This is a genomic window from Desulfosporosinus acidiphilus SJ4, assembly GCF_000255115.2.
Lineage (GTDB): Bacteria > Bacillota > Desulfitobacteriia > Desulfitobacteriales > Desulfitobacteriaceae > Desulfosporosinus > Desulfosporosinus acidiphilus.
The window spans coordinates 1-20,766 of record NC_018066.1; the positions used below are offsets into that span (position 1 = coordinate 1).

A 20,766-nucleotide genomic window follows, 5' to 3' on the forward strand; every position below is an offset into this window, starting at 1 on the left:
TATCTGTCCTTGAATTTTTATTGAGACTTTTTGTAGCAGAGTTTGCTTGATTATAGGAGCAATAGTTATTAGGTGATTTCCCATTTTTTATAGGATCACTGCCTTTTGGTTTGGTCGGACTGGAAGTAATTAATTAGCAAGAATTTATCAGGGAGTTGTAGATGATTTGAGAAGATTGAAATTGAGTTTTTGGATCGGGTTATTAGTCAGTATAGTAGGCATTTCATTGTTAACCTGGACATGGTTTTATTACCATAGGACTCAACTTGTACCGTATTTGAATAAAACCATTGGCGAAGGTGCGATTATTGACCCTAATAAAGATGTTGTTCTAGAACCGAAACTGCTGCCGGATCTTCCGAAAAATTATATTTCTCCGGATTTATTGAAGCTTAAGACTTGGAGAGCTGTTCATACCATTGATCCGACCGATCCGTTAACAATAAACAAAATTACAGATAAGCCGGTTTTCACAATGAATAAAGATCAGGTGATTTTAAGTCACTCGTTTACTAATTCTGGGTTATTGAGTTATCTCAAGCCGGGTGACAAGGTGGCGATCAGTGAGGGCGATAAATCTCTCTCCGATGTTTTGGTCTTAGGCAAGGCCGATAAATCAGGAAACATCCTTGAGCTCTTACCGGCGTTACAAAATGATTCATCCGGAGGCAATCCGATTTCCTCAGCCCTTTCTTCTCCGAATGCTGCGCCTCCGGATTCTTTAATTATGTTAATGACCTTTCAACAGTCCTTAATATTAGATCAAATGAAAACGCCTCAGTTGAAAATGGCTCCAAGACCTCAGATGTTAGCGAATGGAGGTGAGACAAGTGCCCAAACTGTGGTCAATCCTGAGTCCAGTCAGCCCAGGTAAGACAGCGTTTCAACTCAATCTGGCGTATTTAATGGCGAAGATGTCGCCAGAAAAACAGGTTCTTGCCGTCGATTTTAATTTCTTAAAGCCGGACTTAGCTGCTTTCCTTGATTTCTCTGTAGAATCTTCGGGAACTAAAACTCTCGTAGATTTGTATAACCTTTTATTGGGGTATCAGACGATTGTTCTGGAGGATTTTTTGACAATCCCTTTTAATGATTTACCGAATTTAAGGATTCTTCCTGGGGACCTGGAGGCTATGAATCCTTTTGAGAATGTTTCAAGAGATTTATGGTTTAAGTTCTTCAAACAACTTCGTGACACTTCAGAGGTTATTCTCTTTGAAGCTGGCCGAAATGTTCATCATTCTGCCTTACAGTTTTTGATCGCTGAAAGCGATCTTCTTTTTATTTGCACGGAACCCGACCCTTTAGCATTACTGCATACGAGGTCGCTGATTCATTCCTTGATCAGTCAGGGAAGACTTGAGGATCTTCGTTTAGTGTTGTTGAGGTATAGACCGGAATCAGCGATTACGCTTGATTACATTTCTAAGCTGCTGCCCATACCTGTTCATACGATCATACCGAATGTTTCCGATAGGGAATACCAGAAACAATTTCTTGATGCTCAGTTGATAGCTAAGAACGACAAGCATCCTTATACGAAGTCGTTGATGGGCTTTCTTGATAAAATGGCGGAAGTTCCAAAAGTTCAGGAGGTTAAAAAACCTGTATGGAAGACTTTATTAACTACGAGAAAATTCATAAGGAAGTCACAGAATACTTAACTAAGAATCACAATGAAGATTACACAAAGGCTCTCAATGGTAAATCGGGGGATTATCAAACGGCCTTGAAAAATTGCCGGTCAGCAATTCATCATTTTATTACTCACTCTAATAAAATCCCCATCAGTTTTAATAACGAGGAAACTATTGAAAAATTATTTAATGACATTTTGCTCTATGGTCCTGTAACTCCTTTAGTTGTCAGTGGAACGAATCAAGGGATTTCTGAGGTTAGGATTTACGGTCCCTATGATATATCAGTTCAAAAACCGAATGGTTGGGTACGTCTGCCGATTGCTTTCCGGAGTGAAGAAGACCTGGCGCGTCTTGTCAATAAAATTGAGGCTTATTCTGACGTTCAGACTTCAGATTTGAATGGCTTTACGGATAAGACAAGTTTGCCCACGGGTGAACGAGTGACAATTTTCCGAGCACCTAATACGAGACCGACTTATTATATCTCCATTCGTGTTAAGGACAAGGAGTTATTTTCTTCAGAAGAACTTAGAAGGCTAGATTCTATTTCAGAGAGACAAGACTCTCTGGTAACATTCTCGATGCGATCCAAAGGAAACAGTGCCTGGGTGGGGCCGCAAAATTCCGGAAAGACAACAACGATGGGGGCCTATTTAGCCAAACTACCTAAAACTTGGAATATCCTTACAATTGAAGACATTGCAGAATTTTTCCTTTCACAAAGGAACCCGGAGTTAATTGTCAGCGAGCTTTATGTTCATAATGGGGATTTCTCGTTAACTTGGGAGAAGGTCGGAGTCATGAGCCTCCGAACGGCAGCGACCGTAATTTTTTGGGGCGAACTGCGGGAGTCTCAGAGCTATTACCGCGCTATTGATAATATGCTCACCGGTCAAAAAGGTAGTGGTGTTTGTACTCATGCCGGTAATGCGGAAGAAGGGATTATCCGTCTAGCCAATCGGTATCATGAAGCCATGCCTAGCACTAGTTATGATCATGCCTTAAAACTCGTCTGTGATGCCATCGACTTTATTCCAGAAATTCGGTTTTCACAGACCGGAAAGCGTTATATGGGGAACATTTCGGCTATAAGTTGGGATAAAAAGCGGAAGGAGCCCTTGATTGAACCAATGATTAAGCGATGGTTTGACAAGAATGATCAAGCGCATGAGGAATATCTGGGTATACCGGATTTTTTCAAGAAAAATCTTTTGGCTACAAATGCTGTATTTGAGGAGGATTTTTTGCCGTGGGAAACTTAATGGTTACCCGTTATCTTTCCATTTTTCCATACTTAGCCATTCTTATGATAGCTTTGGGTCTCTTTCTTATCGTCTTTACCCGCCACGAATTCTTTATAGTCTTTTCTGATAAGCTGCGGGGCTTGCCGGTGAGACTTCGTTCCCAATTGAGAGCGTTTACGCAGGAGCAAATTGATAAAAATCCTCTGTTGGTATCGGATCAATCGGCATTAAAGACGGATCTTGAATTAAGCCGGTTGCGATGGAAAGGACAGCATTTGACCTTCTATCATGTGGTGTTGCTTTCATTGTTGTGTGCTTTTATTTCGACGGGTATCGCTCTATTAATTACAACCCGATATCTTTCGATCCCTAGTCAGCCTACCTCTCTATCGAATTTTAGTGGTGCCAAAGTGACGTATATAAAACGATTGGAGTTTAATATTCCGGCCATGGTTCAGGCGTTTTTTATCGGCTTTTTGGTACCTCGCTGGTTGTTTTTTATGGGAAGAGTTAAATCCCGGTATAAATACCAAAACGAAGCGCCGAAAGCTTTTTTTCGTTTGTCGTCTGCGATCCGACGCCATCCAAATTTAGAAATCGCGACCTATGAGGCGACACCCTATATGCCTAAATATACTAAATGGTTATTCACGCAAGCATTGGACCATTGGAAACGTCGAGATTTTACATCATTTACAGAGGTATTTTATTGGATATCGAAACAGTCTAGTCACGAATCTTGGGAAGAATTTGCATCTTATGCGGCCACAGCTTCCAGTGCGGGGTTAAAAGATATGATTATGAAGATTTCTTCACTGACGACGAGAGCGCAAGAGCTATTGAATAAGCGTGATGACGAAAGAAAGGGTATCAAATTTCAAGTGATTCTATCACTTGTGGCCTTTGGAATTTTATTTTTTCAGCTGTACCAGGTTATTTATAAAAATCCCGATGTTGGAATTTACCTGTTTATAACTCCTTGGGGCAAGATTCTCTTATCGTTAGTGTATCTTGCTGTTCTCGTTGAGATATCAATATTCACTTGGCTTTACTATCAGGTATAGGAGGTTTTGGGATGTTAGAGCTTGTGATAAGTTACTTACCATTTGCGGCAATTGCCCTCATAGCTGTTAGTATTTATCCCTTGCTTACGGCGAATTATGAAAGGCTGTCAAAATCTCAGTTAAAACGGGTGGATCGGTTGTTCTCCTTTATAGATGAAGAAGAAACCAAGCACCGGTCTTTCTGGAATTCTTATCGTCAATGGTTGCTTAAACTTTTAGTCGAACTCGGCTATGAAAATCAATTGGGTTTATTTGATTCCCTGGTACGTTCAATTTTTTTGTTCTTTCTGATGGTCACATTTGCATTTTTCTATTTCTCGGGTTCGAGCTTATTGAGCAGTGTTCGAATTAGTATCCTTGCGGCTTGTTTTTCCTTTTTTTTGCCGCATCTTGTTCTGATCTATCTTCGCAGCAGGCATCATTCTGAAATAGCTAAAGAGTACATGATTGTGGCTAATTACATTTCGGACGCACTTCAAGGCTCACAAAAAGATATGTACAAGGCGATTGATGAAGGCCGGTCATTCGTAACAATTATTGACGATGCTTTAAACCGGTTTTTAAAACGATATCTGAATCAAAACTTAACAGCTGCCTGTGATGCTCTTATGCTTGAAATTCCCATCCCGGAGACAGAGCAGTTTATCGCTATTATCAGCAATGGTTTTGAATATCGAGATCGTCAAAATTTGATGGATTACATTCAAGCTTTGAACCACACGAAACACAGCATGATAATTCAGGCGAAGGAGCACAAGGAGAAACAGCGCGAGAAGCTTTATGCTCTGCTTGTGATGATTCCGGCAGGTTTGGCGATTGCCATTACCCTATCGACTACTTTTTCCCACGTCTCCGATGCGTTAACACATATTACCTGGTAAAAAACACTAAGAAAGGAGGGGTAACATGAGGACTCTTGAATATGCTTTTTGGGCAGCAGCCTTCGCCGGTTTTGGAAGTGTTATCTATCTTGCTGCTCAATCTCTCTATCATGGAGCTTCCGCTGCAGCGCAAATTCATATGGTATCCTATTGAATTTATTAGGATGAATTACTTTTTATTAAATTTGAGGGGGATTAACTGTGAGAAATATTTTAATCAATATCAAGGCGTTCCTGGGTAAATTTAAGAACAATGATAAAGGTTATTTAACGGTCGAAGCAGCGATCATTATTGGAGGTATAGTCATTATTACGGGCCTGGCTGTTTATGCGTACTCAACCCATGTAGGTACAGTTTCTTCAGATAGTGGAACTGCGATAGACTCGAATTATAATACCACCATGACAAAAGTAGGTGGAATCACTATTAACTAAATAGAGGGGGTTTTTTTTTATGCCTTTTTTTAAGCTTAACCTCTTTTATTTACGTCTCAAAGATCATATGCGGTCTTTAAAAAGTGACGAAAGAGGATACACGACATTGGAGATAGCTATTGTAATTGGTGCACTGGTAGTTTTCCTAGGAATTTCAATACCAAGTTTATTAGGCCATTTTGGGTCGTTGTTTAATAGAGCAGGAAGTAAAGTAGATTCTCTTGGATTTTAGGGGTTGCGGGGTGATAACATGGCAGTTAATAAGTCTCAAGGAGGCTTTACAACACTTGAAGTTGTTGCGTTTACAATGGTTTTCGCCGCATTACTTTTAGTTTCCTTTCATGATAGCGTAAAAACGAATTTAGAGACTCAATTAATTGTCGCGAAAAAAAATGCGCTTCAGCAAGCGCAACTTTCTGGCGGGCTTACTTCGGCGATTACTCAGCAAGTGATAAGTACGTTAGAGTTGGCGAATGCCGATCCGTCAAAGATTACGGTCTCAAGTCCTCAAACAACACCGGTGCCTTATGGAGGGATGATAGAAATTGATATTGCCGTTACTTCGAATCCGACGACTGGGGTTGATTCGTCAGGTAAGCCCAATCAATCGACAGACACGCTGCAAGCAAAAGGCTTTGTCGTTTCGCAATACTCCCCGTGATCCGGAACGAGGTGCTACGGTTTATTTATTGTGCTTTGCTCTTGCGGTAGTCATTGCCTTAGGGTTTCATTTTGATACGCCTCAAGGTTATTTAACAAAGTCTGATCTTCATAATACGATTGAGGTTTCCTTGCAAGCAGCTGCCTCGATTTCGGTTTCTCAAAACGGTTATGCTCCAATTGATCCAACGACCGCACTTTCTAACTTTAATCTTTATATGCAGAAAAATCTTCAACTGGATAGCAATAATAATCCGCTGCCTTCTTCTCCGTTAGCTTCCCAGCTGAAGATTTTGCAGTTCAATGTTTTGAACACGGTTCCTACGACTGATCCTATTACGGGAGATACCGTGAGTACGTATAGTCTTGAGGCGGTTGTGACAACGACAGTTAAGCAAGCTATGGGGGGGCTTTATGAGGGGTCTCCTTATACTATTACGGATTTTGCCAGGGTATCCGAAAAGGAACCTTCTTAGTTTTAAAGGATTGGGGGATGAGCGTTGACTTATTTACATTTCTTTTTAGGGGGACTATTCGTTATTATCACCAGTCTCTTGGCCGTGGTTGATTATTTTACAATGCGTCTTCCGGATAAGTTAACGATTCCTTTATTGGGTATCGGTATGATTAATTCGTTGCTTTATGGCAAATTGGTTTTTATTAATAATTTAGGGTCAGCGCTTTTTGTGGGTAGTTTCTTCTGGCTTATTGCCATGGTTTATCCCCATGGTCTAGGTCAGGGGGATACGAAGTTTATTACTGCTCTTACTTCATTTTTAGGTCCTTCTATCCTTTTAGTCATTTTTTCAGCATGTATGTTAAGTTTGTTTGTTGGTGTCTATCGCTGGGTGAGACGTAAAGAGGATTCTCTTCCGATTGACCGCCAGTTTCCGTTTGGTCCTTATTTGAGTTTATGTTCTCTGGCCGTTTATTTGTGGAATGTTAAGTTGCCTTTGTAGAATAATTTTCTATTCTGTACAGTTACCAAGATTTATTATGGGGGCAGCCCGCCTTGCATGTGTATAGGCGGGCTGTCTCACGCCCTCACCTCTGGGTCGCTTGGGTCTGTGTATGTCAAATTATTGGGTTCCTTACGGGCAGCTTATTCCGTCCCGGAACGTACAAGCAGCTCTTTGCAGCGGCCAGGGCAATCTTGAAGTAGCCACCCCGTGTATTTGGGGTTAATCACCGGTGAGGGGCTCTGCTAAGGTGTGACGATATGGGGTCAGCGCCCCTCACCGGCGATTCATTTTACCACACGGGGACCCTGTCTACTTCAAGACGGACTGTTCAGCAGCCTGGAGCATAAAGAAGTGATTCTCTGGGGTCGCTCAACTTTATATCCCGGCCTGATGTATGCGTAATACTGGTCCGACCCTGGCCGGGGGAAACGACCGGCTCGGAGATGCAAGATGTAAACATTTGTTTGGGTCGGGCTTTTGGGTAGGGAAATGCCTTACTTTCTTCGTAACTATTGACAACGTATGTACACAATGTTATAATAGTTACAGAGGGAGGGATGGTTGATGATAACGATTGGAGAGGTTCGCAAGGCTTTTCGGAATAAGGTGTTCTTTTCAGCTCATGCGGCGCGGAGAATGGCGCAGCGCTCAATTTCTCCGGAGGATATTCGTCGTCTTCTAAAGCATCCTGTGTGTTGGGCTGAATATGAAGGCCATCCGGACACTCTCCGGATTGATGGTGAAATTAAAGATAAGGGCTATTGTGGATTTGCAGTAGCTATTAGTACATATGAGGGAAAGTCTGTCGCGGTGGTTATCACGGTGATGGATGATGTCAGGATACAGAAGAGAGTCAAAATTGCTAAGGAGAGGGGAAAGCGTCATGGATAAATTAGTTGTTTGCGAAGAATGTGGTAATCGTCTTGTTCCTGCTAGTGGTTGTATTTATTGTCCGGTCTGCGGTTGGAGTCCTTGTCATTCGTGAGTGGAAGGGAGTTGCACCATGTCTGAGATGATTGAAAAACTGAAGAAACCTGATGTCAAGTGGAAGAAAGATAATCCGGGGACGTTGGGGTTTTGTCCTTATCATGGAATTGATGTATATGGGAACAAGTGGTCCATGACCGCGAATCTGGAGTGTGTAGGTGTTGAGCTGACCGATGGGCGCAAGGGTTCCGGTTGGACGGAGCGCGAGGCTTGGGAACGTGCTAATTCTTATAGTTTGGAAAAGTGAGGAGATGAGCTTATGGGCAGCGTTCTGGCGGGCACTTCGATTTCTGGGGAAGTTTTGATTTTTTGGGATTTTGGTCAGCCGGCTGAATCGTTTGCCGCTGAAGTTAGGCTACCTTCCGGAAAGGCATTCCTTTTTGTGGCGGAACCGGAAGCGAGGCTCGTTGATCCGACCTTTGATGAAGAGTTGTTTCGGGCTGCCGTGAGACGTTTTCTTGCAGAGTCTTCCTGTTCAGAACTCTGGGTTGAGTATGATCCAGGACGGGATTCTGCCGAGGGGGAAGAGTTGATTACTTGCCCTAGCTGTGGACAGTCGTTTGTTATTAAAAAAAGTATGTATTTACCTAAAGCCTTGGATTTTGCAGAGCTTTCTTATGACGGTCAGTTTGCTTTTTTACAGGAGCATTTTGGCCATGAGTGTTAATCCTCTTCCTCATGGGTCTGGTCCAGGCCAGACCGTCTTTTTCTAAAATCTTTATTTTAGGGGGGCAGCGTATGTCGATTAAGACGATGGTTAAAAAACAGGTACAGATCCATAAACCGCGCCGGGTACCGACTCCTAGGAGTCTGGTTCCTTGTCCGAAGTGTAGAGGCCATTTTACGGGGGCTATTGGCATTAATCGCTTTTATTGTGCAGAATGCTGCTGTGAATTCACTGTTGGAGAGACCAATTTGTTATTTGACCTTACGGAAGGGGGGCTTGTAATTCAGATAGCTGGTTAAAAAATTGGGTAAATCACAAATTAAATTATTTTGGAAAGGATGATTTTTAATGCTTAATAAAACGATTCTTATTGGGAGATTGACGAAGGACCCCGAATTGCGCTATACACCGACCGGAGTGGCCGTTACAAATTTTACGTTAGCGATTGATCGTAATTTTAAGAATGCACAGGGAGAACGGGACACAGACTTTATTCCTTGCGTTGTCTACAGACAACTCGCCGAGTTTGTCGCGAATTATTTAGCAAAGGGAAAAATGGCTGCCGTTGATGGGCGAATACAGGTACGTTCTTATAGCGCACAGGATGGTTCAAAACGTTGGGTTACAGAGGTTATAGGTGAAAATGTTCACCTGTTGAGTCCGAAGGATAGTGGCGGTCAAGTAGAGGACGTTCCTGGGGGGAACCAATCGTTTGGACATGAGGTTAATCTTGATGATGATATTCCGTTTTAGGCTGTTTCCGAAGAAGGTCCGATTTTGGTCGGACTTTCTTCGGAGCTAATATTAAATAAAATGGTTTGTGTTGCGGATTTATTGAAATGTTTTATAAGGTTGGGAAGGGTGCTAATCGAGTTATTCGTTTCGATACTCCAAAGAAGCTTTGGGGTATGGTAAGGGAGGAACTATTTTTGATAAAGAAATTATGTTCTATCGGAGTTATATTTTTATTAACTGGCTGTGGTGGAGCTGTAACCGTGAATAATGTATCAATCCCCAATAGCCAAATTGACGCTATTGTAAAGGCTCAAGAGCAGCTAATGGGTAAGGTATCGAATGATCAGGAGAAAGCGTTACGACTAGATGTAATCAATAATGTTGTAAATCAGAACCTTTTGATCCAGGAGGCCCAAAAAAGAGGGATTAAAGTGTCTGACAGCGAAGTGGAGAAAAATTATTCCGAAACTCTGAAAAGTTGGAATGCTAGTGGAGAAATGCAAAAATCTCTGAAAGCTCAAGGGTATACTCTGGAAAATATGAAGGATATGGTTAAAAACCAACTTCTTATTCAAGCCCTTTCTGATTCGCTTGTTACTGTTACCGACGAAGAGCTGACGAATTTTTTTAAATCCCATTCCTATGAGTACACCACATACACGGCTTTAAAAGCTGAGGGTAAAACCGAGGCAGAGGCCAGAGAAAAGCTGAGTTCCGTAAAAGAAGTATCCCTAGGCTACTCGGAGCTGCCTCTTCAGATTCAACAAGAAATACAGGTAAATAAACTGGTTTTGAACCAACTACAAACTTTCAAACTCAATGATAAAGCTTACGAAGTCTTAAAAATAACGGCTACCGGAAATCAAACATTAGAAGAAGTTAAAAATCAAGTTGAACAGGCGTTTAGATCTCAGACAGAATCTACAAAAGTCCAGGATTTATTGACTCAACTTAAATCAAACGCCAATATCAAGACAGACTAAAGAGAGGGGAATATTCATGAAAAAGCTTATCGCTATATTTTTGGTTGCTCTGACCCTGGCGGTTCCTTCAATTGCCTTGGCTGATACAGCTCCGGACATCTCAAAAGTTCCTTATGAACGGATCTACGGAAATGATCAATATGATACGGCTATAGCAATCGCTGATAGGCTAGGAAGCACGTCCGAATGGAACAACGGAGGGCAATTCGACGGTATTGTTCTGGCATCAGGAAACAGTTGGGAGGATGCTATCGTGGGCGCTCCTTTAGCTGAATATAAGAAAGCACCAATCCTTCTAGTGGATAGTTCGCCGGACATGGCTACAAGCCAAAAAACGTTAGATTATATGTCCAAGCACTTAGCAACGGATAAAGACATTTACATTCTCGGCGGGACTGTGGTGGTGCCTACGACCTTCGAGGAAAAACTTGCTTCTATGGGCTATACAAATATTCATCGAATAGGTGGAAAAGATGCACCGGAAACATCGTTACTGGTTGCACAACAGTATCCAAACAATATGTATGAAGTGTATTTCGCGGGTTTGAATAATTTTGGGGACGCGCTGAGCTGTGCCGCAGATTCGGCATATTGGGGTTATCCGATTTTACTTGTTGACGATAATGGACTTTCAAAAGATCAATCAGATTTTGCGTCAAAATTCAACATCAGAATGGCCTTCGGAAACATATCAGATACGGTATCACTGAAGACGGAATATGCTGGAGACAAAAATTTTGTGACATTTAAAGGAACAAATGTATATGATACAAACGCTAAAAGAACTCAACGTCATTACAGTGATTCTATAGTTTATGTGGTTCAAGGAGAAAAGTTTATGGATGGTCTTGCGGGTGCAGTTTTGGCTGCAAGACATAAAGGATATATTATTCTGACAGATCCTAACTCGGTGTTGCCTGAAACCGAAGTAGCATTGAAGGACCTGGCCTATGAAGAACATGATCCTGTATGGAGAGGCACGAAAAGCTTTTATCCTAATTTAGTGGTTTTCGGTGGTCCGGGTGCTGTATCGGACAGTGTAGTGACAAGCATCCGTCAGATATTAGCTAGTAATTGGGAGTATAATGACAACTGGTAAAGGAGAAAAATAATATGAAGAGTTTCAAGAAAAGGACAGTAGCTGTCATGGCTACTGTCTTTTCTATCGTTATTTTAGGTTTAGCTGGTTATTTTGGCCATGACGCATATGAAAATCATGAAATTAAATCTGTTGCAACGCAGTATTTGAATAGTTTAGATACATGTGTTTCGCTTGAGAACTTTGATGCAACGATAAAAAGTATATCCACGGATGATTTCGTAAAGAGAAACCTTTCGAGTTTGAATGATTCCTTTAAAAACCGCAAAAAGCTAAATCCCAAAATAGATAAGATCCTTTTCGTCGATCGTAGGAAAAACGCATTGGAAGTATGCATCTACTATACTGGGCATCCAGAGGGTGTGAATTATCCTACGTTAGGGCAGTTAAATCTAGTCCTTTTCAAGGAGGCCGGTGGGTGGAAGGTTCAAGATGCTCACTTCATGAACCGATCTGACCGACCGATCCCGGCCAACGGAGATATTGAAAGACAAAATCAAGTTGCTCGGTATAGTCTTCTCTTGAACGATTTAAATCAGTTACTCGATTCCAGAATGCAGGGAAATTTACAAGAGTATGAAGCTTTGTTTTCCGAGAAGTCGAATTTACCAAAGTATGAGAAACTTTTCAAAGATGAGAAAGAGTATTTAGCCCAAAATAACTTAAAGTTGACCCTGGTGAATTGCGGTTTGTTAGTGAATAGCTCCACTGATCAGGAAGCGTTGGCCACGGTACTCTTGAATCAATCCATAGGTAAAGACATGAAATCAATTCCACCTCTGAAAATCAAATTCGTTTTCGAAATGGGCAAGTGGAAAATCTCAGATATATATAGTTAGAGGGGAGGTTTTTTTAATGCTTAAAAGATTAAGCATTATTTTTTCGTCCATTGTAATTCTCTTTCTTTTTGCTTGTTCTGCAGTTTATGCAGATACTATTTTCGGAGCAAGTGGGGATGTCCCTGATGTAGGGAGTAACTATACGGTCGTACCAATTGATGGCCTTGCTCAAGCGAATCAGGCTGTCAACCAGATGGTTACTGCCCTCAACAACGGTGAGCATATCATCATTGCGGGTGGTACAGGTGGGTCGGTCACGTCTTCCATGATCCAGAGCGTGATGAGCCAGGTTAAGCCTAATGGGGGGTCTATTACGGTTGTCGCAGGGATAGCCAGCGATCAGACATATACGATGATGCAGCAGTACACCTCTAAGCAGACAGTGAGCGTTCCAGGTAATGGCACTGGAAATCAAACACCCAACTCAAATGCCTCGACCTACGGATATGCTTCTCAACCTGGCGGCTCATGGACGGGTACTTCTATCACGGCCTATAACTATGGCCAAACTCTTCTGACAAGTACAGCCCCAGGAAACACAACTGGCGGCCTTTTAAATTATAAATTTCCAACAGTTCCGGTTTATGTTGCTCCACCACCGTTCTTTCCTCCGAGACCCTCAATAGTCGGTTCAGTAAGCAGTCACGATGCCTACCCTGGGCAGGTATTGACTCTTAAGGCTACATTAGGGAGTGCAACAACTTCGGGGCGAGCAGTAGATAATATGGGAAACACAGTTCAAATAACTAGCACAGGCAATTTCAGCTATACCGTGCCATCTAATATGAAGATCGGAGATACAATAACCTTTACCTTCTACGCTTCAAACCAATGGATCGATAACATAATGGGTAATACGGATTACACTTTTGTAGAAAATAACATGACTGTGACTGCAACGGCTAATCCAAAAACATTGGCTCCGACAGAATGGACTTCTTTATCAGCAAACACCACTGGTTTTTCAAATAAAGTTACGGCTTTGGCGCAGCCTGTACAAATAGACGCAACTAAATCAACTATAGCAGCTGGTTCAGGTCATACATTAGCAGTACGTTCAGATTCTACAGTATGGTCAGCAGGAAGTAATACTTTCGGGCAACTAGGTAATAATTCTACCGCTAATAGCAGCACCCCGGTACAAGTATCAGGTCTATCGAGCATAGTAGGAGTAAGTGCCGGAGATTCAACTAGTATGGCACTTAGATCAGATGGTATTGTATTCGTTTGGGGTAGAGGTACCGAAGGGCAATTAGGTAACGGAACATATTCAAATAGCTCGACACCGGTACAGGTCCCAGGGCTATCCAACATAGTATCAATTAGCTGTGGTGGATACCATTGTATGGCACTTCGAAAAGATGGGGCTGTATTTGTATGGGGTTATGGATATAACGGAGAACTTGGAAATAATACTTATTCGTGTAGTGCAACGCCATTACAAGTACAAAACTTACCAAAAATAACCTGTATAGGTGCTGGTGCTTATCACTGTTTAGCTGTGGCATATGATGGAACCTGTTGGTCATGGGGTTACAACAATTACGGTCAATTAGGTGACGGAACAACCACAAATAGAAGTATACCAGTACAAGTTATAGGAATCACGAATGCAAAGTTTGTATCTGGAGGTATGTATCACTCAGTACTACAGAGCACTGACGGGTCATTTTATGGCTGGGGATGGAACGCATATGGGCAACTGGGCAAAGGGGATAACGGAGATTCATATGTACCAGCTGGAATGGTAGGATGGTCAGGTCAATCAATTGTAGCCTGCGGTTACAGTACTACAATTATAGGTAACGACAATACGGTGTACTCCACAGGTTACGGCGGAGACGGTCAATTAGGAAATGGCACAAATAACACATCATATACATTTGTGAGTACAGGATTAATAAACACATTAAGAATTGCGTCAGGACCCTATGATTGCAGAACAGTATTAGCAATTACGGCAGATTATTCGGCGCATGTATGGGGACAAAATGCCTATGGACAGTATGGCGATATGAATACGGTCAATAGTAATACGCCAACAGATTATGCTTCAACGAAAAATATAGCTAAGGCATTGTCTGTTAATCAGCAAAATGACCAGTATTCGATGCTGCTAAAATCTGACGGATCAGTATGGGCATGGGGGAATAATGGAGAATATCAGCTTGGAATAGCAGGTAGTAACGGTACAGACATATGGACACCTACAGAGGTAACTACAGGTATGGTAGATATAGCCATGCCTGGAGGAGGTTATACCTACAATACGTATGGTGTAAAATCTGATGGGACTGTGTGGGCTTGGGGGCAGTGCTCTGAAATTTATGTAGGGTGGGGACGCAATCAAACGTTTGAAGGTGAGGGGCCACCGGTACAAGTAACTGCTCTCAATAATATAGCGTCAATTTCAACCGGAAATGGGGCTTTGTATTTTGTAAAAAAAGATGGTACTGTCTGTGATATCAATGGTAATGTAATACCTGGTACAGCTAATATAATAAAAGCTTCTACGTCTTTATACGGAATGGTTACAATGTTAAAATCTGATGGAACTGTGTGGTCTTACGGCACTGACTCGTCTGGTAATGGTGGTTTAGGTGGAGCATCACCAACTTCAAATGCTGTGCAAATACCAGGACTATCAGGAATAATAGATATAGCAGACAACAGCAATAATGTCCTAGCTTTAAAATCCGATGGAACGGTCTATCACTGGGGTGGGATATGGGACACTATTCATGGGGTGGAGGTCTATGGTTCAAGTACGCCTTCATTAGTATCTGGATTATCTAATATAAAATATTTATATATTGGCGAATGGACCCTATACGCTATAGATGGTAACGGTAATGGTTGGCGATGGGGGTGGTTTACAGACTCCTCTGGCCACGCAAGTTTAACCTATCCACCTGTCAGCACTTCAACAATATTACCATATGGCATATACGCTTTAAACAGCTCCTCTTATACTACAATCCCAAATAATATATTTAAATTGTGTGAAAATGTTAATGGCGAACTCTCGTTTATCCCAACCAATGGAACTATCGCATCAGTAAATTTATTTGCAAATAATTCTATAACATACTCAATAGGTTCAACATCATCATACACGCCAATAACAATAAACTTTACTCCTAGTGATTACTCCTATCCTCAATCAAATTCCTGGACAGCGAGTTTACAAATACCCATCAATGCACCAATTAATTCACAGGTAATTGTTAATGTGACCTCGCAGTCACCTTGGCTTAATACTAGTGACTCTAAACACCAATCAGTATCTACTTCAATTGTGTTAAATATCAAAAATACAATAAAGTTATCGAATGCAAGTACTTCGGCAACTCATGTATCTCCTGGACAAACAATTACAGTATCCACGGCATCTACAGGTTATGCGTTAGGTGTTGTTGCTTACGGGACAAATCCATCTAATCCGAGTAATCCAATAGCTTTCAATATGAATGCTAATACGGCGGTCGCGACGATCCCCAAGGATAATACGTGGTGGGTTAATTTCACCATTCCTTCAAATGCACCAACGGGAGCCTATACTATTTGGTTAGTAGGATACAACAATGTATTTATTAATCAGCCTAATAGTGTACCACTCTACTTAAATGTTACAGTAGGTTCTCCACCATTAGAAATAACAAGTGTAAGCGCGACTGATCCAGTTTGGTCGCATCGATCAAATCTCAATTTGATTAATGCTACTGATCTAAGTACCTTCTCTACATGGAATTCTTCAGATGGTTGGCAATCAGTAGGTGTTCAACAATCGGATGGATTTTGGCAAGTGCCAAGAGTAAGTAGATCAGGTAACACAAATTCTGAGATTTTAATGTCTAATCAGTATTCGGTTACAGCTGGACAAACATACACTGAATCGTTTTTGTATAAAACAGATGGTACCGATAATTCGGATATACAAATCGTATTTTGGACCGGTCCTCGATGGGTAGCTGTCCCGGCAACGGTTACTAATCTAGGGAACGGTATAAAACAGGCCACAGCATCATTTACAATAAACTCAGGTGAGACAACGCTAAGGGCTTTAGACACGCTGCCGCCTTCGGGAAATTGGAATAACATTTCATTTGCCAATGGACAGTTATACCTTTCCAACCAAAATATTGTTACTGTTTACGCAACGACATCCGGTTCAACTGATCATATTAATATTTCGGTATCCGGACAAGCACAAACAAACGGTGTAATCAATCCCTATTCTATTGCACTTCCGAATATGCTCAGTAGTAATAAAACCAATTGGTATATCACCTATCAGGTACCAGATAATGTACCAGACGGAAGCCCTCTCACATTTGCTTTAACAGCGGTTTCCCCCTCTGGCGTATCTTACGGGCCAGTTTATACGGCTGTTACCGTAGCTCGTCATTTAGACGTATTTGGACATGTCAGTACACAAACTGCATCCCCAGGTCAAGTAGTTCCTATAGATGCGACAACCAATGGTTATGCAAGCTCTGTTACAGTTCAGGATAATTTCTCAAGTTCGAGTGTTTCCCTTAATCCTATTGGCTCAATTACGTCTGCTGGAAACATGTGGACAGGCAGCTATACTATCCCGCCAAGTGCAAGGATCGGACAGTCAATTACCTTAACATATACCCCAAAAGACGTTAATAATGGAACTGCGTTTACAGGGAATCCGGATCAAAAAACAATTCTAGTTGTAAATAACCCTCAAATTATTTCGACAACATTTAACCAAACCTATCCCTATGCTGGAGCTACTACAGGGGCACCAACAGGGACCGTGGATGCAATTGTACTCACTTCAGGATGGATCAATTCCCTCAATGTGAGTTGGGACACATCCTATTCTATTCCAGCGACAAGTTACATTGATATTGATAGTAAAGGAACGAGACAGTGGACGATTAAGGGGCTTACAGTACCGGCAAATGCGGATGTGAGCAATGTGATTCCTACGTATCTGAATATAAGAGCTCAAACGCCTTATATTGAACAGTCAACAGGGGGCTATCAGACGGTAACAGGTACAGCAACGCTTCCGATTGCCAATACGATTGTCACTACGGCTCAACAGTTAGCTAATCCTGTGATCAATGTCTCAGCAGGTCCAGCGACGGTTACAATCACTGTTAAAACAACTGGCTACGCAACTCAGGCTTGGGCCAAGACAATCTCAGGAACTACAATTCAGGTTGGTTCAACCGTCACTGGGACAATTCCTTACTCAAATACCTTTACCGGCACCTATACGGTACCTCAAGGCACGCCAAGTCAGATATTTGAGATCCCAGTATGGGCCACAAACACAACTGCCTTTGTGAACCAACCTCAATCAAATCTAGATTATATTGATTTGAATATCGGTGGGTTGCCATCTATCTTTTCAGCGAGTTTGAACCCATATACTATTAATCTACCGGCTACTGAAGCAGATCGAACAATAACACTCTATACACAGACGACAGGTCAGGTATCCGGTGTTCAAGTGAGCTTGTCTGTAAACGGCGGTCCGTCCGTGATCCTGCCTTCAGGGACCATGGCGGCTACATCAGGATCGGCACCAGGGTTAGTAAATTGGCAGGGCTCATACGTTGTCGATCCAAGTACACCGGATCAAACGCAGCTTACCTTTACGTTTCAGGCTAAAGATTCTGGAGGGAATCCTAGCGGTCCGACAATTACCCCTCATTATGTAACGGTCTTTCATGCCAAACCACCAATAGTAGTTATCACACACTGATTATGAATTACGCGACGGGTTTCCGTCGCGTTTCTTTTTTTACGGAGCAAAGAAAACTAAGAACTGAAAACAAAATCACCTCTAATCTAATATAATTTTTTAATGTTCATATTTCAATATTTATTAATTAAGTGTATCTTTAATAGAGAGTGCCTATAAGTCTGCTTGATAGCTTGGACTGAGACGGAGGTTAAAAGAATGTATTTTTATGCTGCTGTTAACATTATGATCATAATTGGATTATTAGTTTTCTTTTATTTTTATGAAGTTGAAATTCATGAAAATCTGCATATTTATTTTTCTAAAGGGACAGCTGAAAGGGTAAAAAAGAATCATTGTAATTTTTTGGAGTCATTTAAAACGGAGTTGTCTTTGGGCAATCAAATTATTGCTGTTACGGCACCAAGTTTTTTTAATATTGCTTTTGGTGTTCTATTACTTAATATGACTAAACTAATATATCCTGGATTAACAATAAAGGATGATTTTTTTAAGACAATTTATTTTATTATCCATTATCATTTTCCATCGATGATTTTCATTTTCAATCTTATACTTCTGATAAGAATTATTCTTGTGTTTTTGCTTGGATTTGCTTTTATTGGTTTTGGAGTTACAAATTTACTTCCAATTTCACAAGATGGAGTGGTTTTTTTATCTCTGTTAATTGAAACGTTCTGTAATAAAAAAAACCTTCCCGATCTATTTTCCAATAAATTAGTTTCCAGTCGATATACAAGAACTCTTTCTCAAATTGCAATTATTATCTGGTGGATAATATTGTGTATTAACTATTATCATTTTTCCTTTAGACTAATCACATTTGCATTAATTTGTAGCGGGATTATATCAGGGCTTGTGTGGAGAGATTATAATAAGCGTCAAACGTCTATTAATGGTTTCATTTTTTAGGGTAGAATGGTTGCACGACGGGTTTACCGATTCAGATAATAGTTTAGAACATACAGAAGAGAGTCACATTAATAGGCCATTTCTTATTCAATTACGGCAGGGGAAACCCTGCCGTAATTTTTTTTCAATTTGGAAGTCAACTTCTTCTCAACCTTTTTTGGCCATGATAGCATTTATAATAGGAAGTTAAATACATCCATTCACTCATTTATTTATTCACACATTTCTATATACACGCTAAAAAATTAAGGGGGTTGTTTTTATGGATGAGCTCAATGAGTGTTGCCAAAACAATTTGATAAGATTTGTGAAAGCGTCCTGGCTTGCATTTCCGGAAGAAACCAAAATTGCCTTTAAAACTTTAGCTAAGGCTACGTCTCCGATGACAGTTATTTCCCTCACTTTTGAAACTAAGAAGGATCGACAAAAAACTAATACCAGTTTGGCTGCTCTTGAGGCTTTGCAGCTTATTAGTTTTACTCAATCTGGACAAGCCAAGCTTTATCAGATTACGGACTTTGGCAGTGATTTTGCTGAAAATGTGCTGAAGATTATTTAAGGAGGTTCTTTTATGGCTCACAAAAAGAAAGGAGTTCTTCATATGACAATGGCTTATAAGAAACCTGAAATCAATGTTCCTCTTCTTGGTATTGGTTGTGGTCAATGTGGTTCCAATATGTTAGCTGCCGGTGATAAGTTAGGACTGTTTGAAAATTGTGCCGGTATAAATACTACGACCAGTGATGAAATGGCGCTTCCGGAAAGCAATCAGATTCATTGTCTTAATCCGGATAACCCTAAACGGGGTGCTGGTAAAGACGCTACCAAGGGCGCAGAACTTTTTCGAGATAGTTTACAAGATGTAGTTAGGCCACGTTTAGGGCTGATCTTTGGCCGTAATTCGGCAGATAGTCCCTATATGATAACAGCTGCTATGGGTGGTGGTTCCGGAAACGGTATCGCTCCATTATTGGCTAGAACGTTGCGACAAGCTACAGACCAACCAATTCTCGGACTCATGACTCTTCCTGAAGATAGTTTTCTTGATCCCTTAAGCTCTCGAAACGTTTTAGTTGGTCTGCAAGAAATCAGTTCTAGCCGAACCTTTGATACGTTATTTCTCGTTGACAATAACAAGATTTATAAGCGACTGAATGAAAAAACGACTTTGGCAGCTGTCAATGAGCTTGTCTGGAAACCTCTGCAGCATACGCTTAGTTATGTTGGTAAGAAATCAACAGCGACCATGGATGTAGAGGATTTTGAAAGACTCATACGTATGGGGCGCTGCGGGGCTATTTACGAAATTGAAGTTCCGGAATCAAAGGCTACTTCGGCAGAAATGTTGAGGGAGTTTGTCCTGAAATCCTGGTCGAATGAGCATCATTTTTACCCGGACGAGTTTTCAAATCCGGAGCAGCATATTGATAATAAATATACCTATGGCTTTGGTCTCCTGGTTGCTTGCGCGCCGATTATGTTTAGCAAGCACCAGGCTCTTTTCGAACGGTTTTATGCCGAGCTTACAGATCTTCTTCCCAATGTTCGAAGCCAAAGAGGGTTTGTGACGGATGAAAGCTTAGTTGATAAGATTCGAATTATTACCATTGTAACCGGCCTACCTTATCCGATGGAGCGCATTAGTGAGATTCGAGAGCGCTTTGAGCAGGGTTCAAAGACGGTTGTTGATGATACGCCTAATTTCTTAGAGGGGCTAGATCGGCGGGCACTGGTTGGACAACCAGTAATTAAAAAGACTAATACGGAAAGTTTCAGTATTCTTAGTCTCGCTGAGGAGGAAGATGCTCCGTCAGAGGAGAATGATTCTTTATTACTTTCCCCCCTATTTTCCAGCAGTAAGCCTAAGAAAAAAAGAAAAGGTCTCAATTTTGCGGATTAATAGGTCACT

At 41.3% G+C, this 20,766-nt stretch carries 23 protein-coding genes; all 23 read left to right on the top strand.

Annotation, left to right across the window (positions count from 1 at the left end):
- The first annotated feature begins 166 nt into the window (after nucleotides 1-166).
- Nucleotides 167-874 carry a hypothetical protein gene (locus tag DESACI_RS22535; protein ID WP_041276756.1) on the top strand — a complete coding sequence of 236 codons (708 nt, stop codon included), beginning with the start codon at nucleotides 167-169 and terminating at the stop codon, nucleotides 872-874.
- Nucleotides 831-1,664, top strand: a complete 834-nt coding sequence (locus DESACI_RS22540) for a CpaE/TadZ family protein (protein WP_014825066.1) — start codon at nucleotides 831-833, stop codon at nucleotides 1,662-1,664. The genes DESACI_RS22535 and DESACI_RS22540 overlap by 44 nt, the downstream gene beginning before the upstream one ends.
- Nucleotides 1,610-2,902: an ATPase, T2SS/T4P/T4SS family gene (locus tag DESACI_RS22545; RefSeq protein ID WP_014825067.1), complete on the top strand. Its 1,293-nt coding sequence runs from the start codon at nucleotides 1,610-1,612 to the stop codon at nucleotides 2,900-2,902. Before DESACI_RS22540 ends, DESACI_RS22545 begins: the two co-directional genes overlap by 55 nt.
- Complete coding sequence (locus DESACI_RS22550; RefSeq protein WP_014825068.1) at nucleotides 2,890-3,948, top strand: hypothetical protein; 1,059 nt, start codon at nucleotides 2,890-2,892, stop codon at nucleotides 3,946-3,948. The genes DESACI_RS22545 and DESACI_RS22550 overlap by 13 nt, the downstream gene beginning before the upstream one ends.
- Before the next feature lie 11 nt (nucleotides 3,949-3,959).
- A complete protein-coding gene (locus DESACI_RS22555; protein ID WP_014825069.1) occupies nucleotides 3,960-4,829 on the top strand; it encodes a hypothetical protein in 870 nt (289 codons plus the stop codon).
- A 25-nt stretch (nucleotides 4,830-4,854) separates the two neighbouring features.
- Nucleotides 4,855-4,983, top strand: coding sequence for a hypothetical protein (locus tag DESACI_RS25620; protein WP_014825070.1), 129 nt, complete (start codon nucleotides 4,855-4,857; stop codon nucleotides 4,981-4,983).
- Between the two features lie 47 nt (nucleotides 4,984-5,030).
- Nucleotides 5,031-5,264 carry a hypothetical protein gene (locus tag DESACI_RS22560; RefSeq protein WP_014825071.1) on the top strand — a complete coding sequence of 78 codons (234 nt, stop codon included), beginning with the start codon at nucleotides 5,031-5,033 and terminating at the stop codon, nucleotides 5,262-5,264.
- A 19-nt stretch (nucleotides 5,265-5,283) separates the two neighbouring features.
- Nucleotides 5,284-5,496, top strand: a complete 213-nt coding sequence (locus DESACI_RS22565) for a pilus assembly FimT family protein (protein WP_014825072.1) — start codon at nucleotides 5,284-5,286, stop codon at nucleotides 5,494-5,496.
- Between the two features lie 3 nt (nucleotides 5,497-5,499).
- A complete protein-coding gene (locus DESACI_RS24390; protein WP_148271446.1) occupies nucleotides 5,500-5,925 on the top strand; it encodes a hypothetical protein in 426 nt (141 codons plus the stop codon).
- On the top strand, nucleotides 5,900-6,400 hold the full coding sequence (locus DESACI_RS22575; protein ID WP_041276758.1) for a hypothetical protein: 501 nt from the start codon (nucleotides 5,900-5,902) through the stop codon (nucleotides 6,398-6,400). The genes DESACI_RS24390 and DESACI_RS22575 overlap by 26 nt, the downstream gene beginning before the upstream one ends.
- Nucleotides 6,401-6,424: 24 nt before the next feature.
- Nucleotides 6,425-6,883 (top strand): prepilin peptidase, encoded by a 459-nt coding sequence (locus DESACI_RS22580; RefSeq protein WP_014825074.1) that lies wholly within the window; start codon nucleotides 6,425-6,427, stop codon nucleotides 6,881-6,883.
- A 567-nt stretch (nucleotides 6,884-7,450) separates the two neighbouring features.
- Nucleotides 7,451-7,777, top strand: coding sequence for a DUF4258 domain-containing protein (locus tag DESACI_RS22585; RefSeq protein WP_014825075.1), 327 nt, complete (start codon nucleotides 7,451-7,453; stop codon nucleotides 7,775-7,777).
- A 112-nt stretch (nucleotides 7,778-7,889) separates the two neighbouring features.
- Nucleotides 7,890-8,120, top strand: coding sequence for a hypothetical protein (locus DESACI_RS22590; protein ID WP_014825076.1), 231 nt, complete (start codon nucleotides 7,890-7,892; stop codon nucleotides 8,118-8,120).
- Between the two features lie 12 nt (nucleotides 8,121-8,132).
- Nucleotides 8,133-8,540, top strand: coding sequence for a hypothetical protein (locus DESACI_RS22595; protein ID WP_014825077.1), 408 nt, complete (start codon nucleotides 8,133-8,135; stop codon nucleotides 8,538-8,540).
- 71 nt (nucleotides 8,541-8,611) lie between these two features.
- A complete protein-coding gene (locus DESACI_RS22600; RefSeq protein ID WP_041276759.1) occupies nucleotides 8,612-8,839 on the top strand; it encodes a hypothetical protein in 228 nt (75 codons plus the stop codon).
- A 49-nt stretch (nucleotides 8,840-8,888) separates the two neighbouring features.
- Nucleotides 8,889-9,293 (top strand): single-stranded DNA-binding protein, encoded by a 405-nt coding sequence (locus tag DESACI_RS22605; protein WP_014825079.1) that lies wholly within the window; start codon nucleotides 8,889-8,891, stop codon nucleotides 9,291-9,293.
- 176 nt (nucleotides 9,294-9,469) lie between these two features.
- On the top strand, nucleotides 9,470-10,258 hold the full coding sequence (locus tag DESACI_RS22610; protein ID WP_041276760.1) for a SurA N-terminal domain-containing protein: 789 nt from the start codon (nucleotides 9,470-9,472) through the stop codon (nucleotides 10,256-10,258).
- A 16-nt stretch (nucleotides 10,259-10,274) separates the two neighbouring features.
- Complete coding sequence (locus DESACI_RS22615) at nucleotides 10,275-11,357, top strand: cell wall-binding repeat-containing protein (protein WP_014825081.1); 1,083 nt, start codon at nucleotides 10,275-10,277, stop codon at nucleotides 11,355-11,357.
- Between the two features lie 14 nt (nucleotides 11,358-11,371).
- Complete coding sequence (locus DESACI_RS22620; protein WP_014825082.1) at nucleotides 11,372-12,196, top strand: hypothetical protein; 825 nt, start codon at nucleotides 11,372-11,374, stop codon at nucleotides 12,194-12,196.
- Nucleotides 12,197-12,212: 16 nt separating this feature from the next.
- Nucleotides 12,213-17,945, top strand: a complete 5,733-nt coding sequence (locus DESACI_RS22625) for an RCC1 domain-containing protein (RefSeq protein ID WP_014825083.1) — start codon at nucleotides 12,213-12,215, stop codon at nucleotides 17,943-17,945.
- A 198-nt stretch (nucleotides 17,946-18,143) separates the two neighbouring features.
- Nucleotides 18,144-18,857, top strand: a complete 714-nt coding sequence (locus DESACI_RS22630; protein ID WP_014825084.1) for a hypothetical protein — start codon at nucleotides 18,144-18,146, stop codon at nucleotides 18,855-18,857.
- A 262-nt stretch (nucleotides 18,858-19,119) separates the two neighbouring features.
- Nucleotides 19,120-19,416: a hypothetical protein gene (locus DESACI_RS22635; protein WP_014825085.1), complete on the top strand. Its 297-nt coding sequence runs from the start codon at nucleotides 19,120-19,122 to the stop codon at nucleotides 19,414-19,416.
- Nucleotides 19,417-19,428: 12 nt separating this feature from the next.
- Nucleotides 19,429-20,757, top strand: a complete 1,329-nt coding sequence (locus DESACI_RS22640) for an FtsZ/tubulin family protein (protein ID WP_014825086.1) — start codon at nucleotides 19,429-19,431, stop codon at nucleotides 20,755-20,757.
- Nucleotides 20,758-20,766: the final 9 nt, after the last annotated feature.

Excerpts from the sequence above, each read along its gene's own strand:
- DESACI_RS22545 (WP_014825067.1), top strand. The coding sequence starts at position 1,610 with ATGGAAGACTTTATTAACTACGAGAAAATTCATAAGGAAGTCACAGAA.
- DESACI_RS22555 (WP_014825069.1), top strand. The coding sequence starts at position 3,960 with ATGTTAGAGCTTGTGATAAGTTACTTACCATTTGCGGCAATTGCCCTC.
- DESACI_RS25620 (WP_014825070.1), top strand. The coding sequence starts at position 4,855 with ATGAGGACTCTTGAATATGCTTTTTGGGCAGCAGCCTTCGCCGGTTTT.
- DESACI_RS22565 (WP_014825072.1), top strand. The coding sequence starts at position 5,284 with ATGCCTTTTTTTAAGCTTAACCTCTTTTATTTACGTCTCAAAGATCAT.
- DESACI_RS22585 (WP_014825075.1), top strand. The coding sequence starts at position 7,451 with ATGATAACGATTGGAGAGGTTCGCAAGGCTTTTCGGAATAAGGTGTTC.
- DESACI_RS22590 (WP_014825076.1), top strand. The coding sequence starts at position 7,890 with ATGTCTGAGATGATTGAAAAACTGAAGAAACCTGATGTCAAGTGGAAG.
- DESACI_RS22595 (WP_014825077.1), top strand. The coding sequence starts at position 8,133 with ATGGGCAGCGTTCTGGCGGGCACTTCGATTTCTGGGGAAGTTTTGATT.
- DESACI_RS22600 (WP_041276759.1), top strand. The coding sequence starts at position 8,612 with ATGTCGATTAAGACGATGGTTAAAAAACAGGTACAGATCCATAAACCG.
- DESACI_RS22605 (WP_014825079.1), top strand. The coding sequence starts at position 8,889 with ATGCTTAATAAAACGATTCTTATTGGGAGATTGACGAAGGACCCCGAA.
- DESACI_RS22615 (WP_014825081.1), top strand. The coding sequence starts at position 10,275 with ATGAAAAAGCTTATCGCTATATTTTTGGTTGCTCTGACCCTGGCGGTT.
- DESACI_RS22620 (WP_014825082.1), top strand. The coding sequence starts at position 11,372 with ATGAAGAGTTTCAAGAAAAGGACAGTAGCTGTCATGGCTACTGTCTTT.
- DESACI_RS22625 (WP_014825083.1), top strand. The coding sequence starts at position 12,213 with ATGCTTAAAAGATTAAGCATTATTTTTTCGTCCATTGTAATTCTCTTT.
- DESACI_RS22630 (WP_014825084.1), top strand. The coding sequence starts at position 18,144 with ATGTATTTTTATGCTGCTGTTAACATTATGATCATAATTGGATTATTA.
- DESACI_RS22635 (WP_014825085.1), top strand. The coding sequence starts at position 19,120 with ATGGATGAGCTCAATGAGTGTTGCCAAAACAATTTGATAAGATTTGTG.
- DESACI_RS22640 (WP_014825086.1), top strand. The coding sequence starts at position 19,429 with ATGGCTCACAAAAAGAAAGGAGTTCTTCATATGACAATGGCTTATAAG.